The following is a 3,533-nucleotide window of genomic DNA, read 5'->3' as shown; positions in this document are numbered from 1 at the left end:
GCGCTATTGTAGAGAAAGGCTTCGTAAACCTCATTGCGTTGATAGCACTAGTTTGACCTAGCCACCCGCTATTGCAGTGTACAAAAAGACAATCTTAGATCCATGTATGGCATCAAAGGTGCCCCTTCTGGCACAGCCTTTTCTGGAGTACCAAGAAATCAGCCCCAAGGGGAAGATAAAGCGTTTCTCTTGGGTAACGGATTTTTTCATTAATGAGGACAATCTGATCCCTCTGATGCGCGGTGCCCGCGCAAGATGGTGGATAGAAAACGAAACCTTCAATACGCTCAAAAGCCAGGGCTACTGCTTTGAACACAACTTTTTTCACGGCTACCACCACCTAAGCACCGTAATGATGCAATTGATGATGCTGGCTTTCTTTGTAATCAGTCAGTGAGTGGTTCAATAACTCAAGATGCCGGGTTGTTATCATCAAACAGGGGCTTTTCATCCTGTTCTTTGTTTAAGCCCAGCATACGGTCACGAAAGGCATCCAGTTTATCGTGCACCAGTTCCTGAGTTTTCAGGGCGTTGTCTTTGATATCACCATCAAACACATCAAAACCTTCCAGAATATTGACAGCTTCACCCATGCCCTTGTCGATGGCTGGGGAAATGATACTGAGGAACTTTTCAACCTGCTCTTCATGGCTGAGGTTAGGATGTTGTTTTTTGAAGGTTTCAAAATACCCAGTGGCACCGGTCACAATACGATCAGCGGTATTTTCCGGTGACCAGTAATCTTCTTGTCCTTCTATACCAGAAGTTTTATCAGCCAGTTTCTGCAGACTGAAATTATCATCCCCCAGTTCCTGTCTTAATACGTCTTCCAACTGAGTAACCACTTCCTGATAAAAAATCCGCATGGCATTACTGTCACGGGTTTCCGGTTTGCCAAACATAGCCTGTAACAGCCCTTTGTTCATCTGCAGCTTGGCTTCCTGTGCATTGGCAGGAATAGCGCTTTCTAGCTTGCTATCTTTTGCAGCGTTAGGCTTGTTAGCAGCCACCCCATCAGGCTTTTTTTCTGCCAGCACCTCCGCCGCACGGGCCTTAGGTGGCTGAGCTTTACCAGGTGTGGTGTTGGGTAAAGTGTTTGATAAAGAAAGGTTTTCAGCGCTCATAATTCATTCCTCACAGGGTAGACGACAGCAAAGTCAATAGATGTAGATCAATTATCGACCAAAATCGTCAGAGCTTTACCCCAGAAGGTTACAAAGAATGCACAAGCAGCCGTGGATACCGACACGATACTGGTGGTTGCACCGTCAGTCACCCAAGACTGCAATGACAAGCAACAGATCAAACCCATGCTGGCGCAGATATCAGCCAGATTCCACCTGCGATGGACATTCTTGCCGTTCAGCTAACAAGCGGGACATGCCTTATCAATCACTGATCAAGGCTTGGCTTGCAAACGACGTGAACAACAGTCGGCAGAGTTAAAAACTGATATAAACACAGCACCAAACTACTGTAAGACCAAGTGCGCGAGAAGCCCCGCCACTTATCGATGCTTGTCACGCACTTGGTCAGGTTCAGTTGCTGAACAACTGGCGGGCAATGATAACTTTCTGGATTTCGCTGGTGCCTTCATAAATGCTGGTCACACGGATGTCACGAGCAAAACGTTCCAGCGGGTAGTCCTTCATATAACCATTGGCACCCAGCAGTTGCAGGGCGGCATAACAGGCTGCATTGCCTTTTTCAGTTGCCATCAGTTTGGCCATGGAGGCTTGCTGAGTAAAGGGTAAACCGGCTTCTTTTAATGCGGCTGCCTGCATCGTAAGCAAACGAGCAGCTTCCATTTCGGTGTAGTGTTCCGCCAGCATCCATTGCAAACCCTGAAACTCCGCCAAGGGTTTGCCGAACTGTTTGCGCTCCTTCACATAATCCCGCGCATAATCCAGTGCTGCACCCGCCACACCCAAAGCCAGTGAAGCAATACCAATACGACCACCGGCCAGTTCACCCACAGCAATTTTGAAACCCTGATTTTCCTGTCCCATCAGGGCATCTAAAGGAACACGGCAATCTTTAAACACCACTTCATGGGTGCCGGAGCCTTTCTGGCCCATTTTTTGTTCGGGTTTACCCACCTCAATGCCGGGGCTGTCCGCTGGCACCAGAAAACAGGAAATTCCCTTGCCTTTTGGAGCGTCCAAGTCAGTGACAGCCCACACCACATACACTCCGGCAATGGCAGCGGTGGAAATCCATACCTTGCTGCCATTCAGTACCCAAGAGTCACCATCTTTTACGGCACGAGTTTTCATTGCTGCAGGATCAGAACCTGCCTCGGTTTCAGTCAGGCAAAAGCTGCCGCCGTAGTATTCACCGGAGCAGAGTTTGGGTAAATACTGCTGTTTCTGCTGCACCGTGCCGATGGCCTGTATCACCTCTGCCACCATGTTACTAACCGAAACGGATACTGCCGTGGAAGCACAGGCACGCGCCAGCTCGGTGATCGCCAGTGAAAACGCCAGGCTTCCGGCTTCAGTGCCACCGTATTCAGCATCAATATTCAGCCCCATAAAGCCCAGCTCGGCCAGTTGGCTGAGGTGGTTTTTGAGGATTTCCGGATCAGCAGTCTGATCCAGCTCGGCTGCCTTCGGAGCTAGCACACCCTCGGCAAACTGCCGAGCCGTCTGCTGGATCATGGCCTGTTCTTCTGTCAGATCAAAATTCATGTTGAACCCTCTTACACCATACGAATGGCACCATCCATACGAATCACTTCACCATTCAGGTAGGTATTTTCAATGATGTGTGCAACCAGCGAAGCAAATTCTTCCGGCTTGCCAAGGCGTTTCGGGAAGGGTACACCAGCCTCCAGCTGCTGACGGGCTTCATCAGGAATACCTGCCATCATCGGGGTGCCACAAACACCGGGGGCAATGGTCATCACTCGGATACCATGGCGGGACAACTCACGCGCCAGCGGTAATGCCATACCCACAACACCAGCTTTGGACGCCGCATAACTGGCCTGCCCCACCTGACCATCAAAGGCTGCAATCGAGGCAGTATTAATAATCACACCCCGCTCACCATCTTCCTGAGCTAGCAGTTTTGCCATAGCTGCAGCAGCCAAACGCGCCACGTTAAAACTACCCACCAGGTTGATATTAATGCCACGGGCAAAAGCATCCAGATCTGCCGGATTCAGCTCACGATCCAGCAGCTTCTGCACCACCACAATACCGGCACAATTGATCACACCGGACAGGCCACCAAATTGTTTCACGGCCAGATCCACAGCAGTCTGCACCTGCTCGGCAGAAGTCACGTCACAAGGGCTGAACACCGCCTTGTCGACACCCAACTGCTGCACCAGCGCAGCACCGGCCTCAGCATTCAAATCCGCCAGCACCACCCGCGCACCCCGTGCTACCAGATACTCCGCTGTTGCTGCGCCCAGACCCGATGCACCACCGGTAATCAAAAAAGTTTGTTGATCTATTTTCATGGGGTTCTTTCTCTTGGTTAACTATTAGTCCGCCAGATGTCCGGCAACGAGTACTGTTGCTCAG

The 3,533-nt window shown here is 50.5% G+C and carries 4 protein-coding genes; 1 reads left to right on the top strand and 3 read right to left on the bottom strand.

Going from position 1 to position 3,533, the window contains the following annotated elements:
* Positions 1 to 118 precede the first annotated feature (118 nt).
* A complete protein-coding gene (locus IBX50_RS18470) occupies positions 119 to 397 on the top strand; it encodes a hypothetical protein (protein ID WP_292257871.1) in 279 nt (92 codons plus the stop codon).
* Positions 398 to 410: 13 nt separating this feature from the next.
* Here IBX50_RS18470 and IBX50_RS18465 read toward each other — a convergent pair whose 3' ends face one another.
* The 3 genes from IBX50_RS18465 to IBX50_RS18455 all read right to left on the bottom strand — a co-directional run bounded on the left by IBX50_RS18465 (position 411) and on the right by IBX50_RS18455 (position 3,469).
* The gene (locus IBX50_RS18465; protein WP_292257870.1) at positions 411 to 1,124 is read right to left on the bottom strand and encodes a DUF5610 domain-containing protein; all 714 of its coding nucleotides are present in this window, start codon (positions 1,122 to 1,124) and stop codon (positions 411 to 413) included.
* Positions 1,125 to 1,538: 414 nt separating this feature from the next.
* Entirely contained in the window at positions 1,539 to 2,690 is a 1,152-nt protein-coding gene (locus IBX50_RS18460) for an acyl-CoA dehydrogenase family protein (RefSeq protein WP_292257869.1), read from the bottom strand.
* Positions 2,691 to 2,701: 11 nt separating this feature from the next.
* Positions 2,702 to 3,469, bottom strand: a complete 768-nt coding sequence (locus IBX50_RS18455) for an SDR family NAD(P)-dependent oxidoreductase (RefSeq protein WP_292257868.1) — start codon at positions 3,467 to 3,469, stop codon at positions 2,702 to 2,704.
* Positions 3,470 to 3,533 lie beyond the last annotated feature (64 nt).

This window comes from Marinospirillum sp. (assembly GCF_014859565.1).
Note: the sequence above shows the minus strand (reverse complement) of the source record. Positions and strands in the feature narration are given on the sequence as shown.

What these genes read in the sequence shown, in the direction of transcription:
- IBX50_RS18465 (WP_292257870.1), bottom strand. Translation starts at nt 1,124, where the DNA reads ATGAGCGCTGAAAACCTTTCTTTATCAAACACTTTACCCAACACCACA.
- IBX50_RS18460 (WP_292257869.1), bottom strand. Translation starts at nt 2,690, where the DNA reads ATGAATTTTGATCTGACAGAAGAACAGGCCATGATCCAGCAGACGGCT.
- IBX50_RS18455 (WP_292257868.1), bottom strand. Translation starts at nt 3,469, where the DNA reads ATGAAAATAGATCAACAAACTTTTTTGATTACCGGTGGTGCATCGGGT.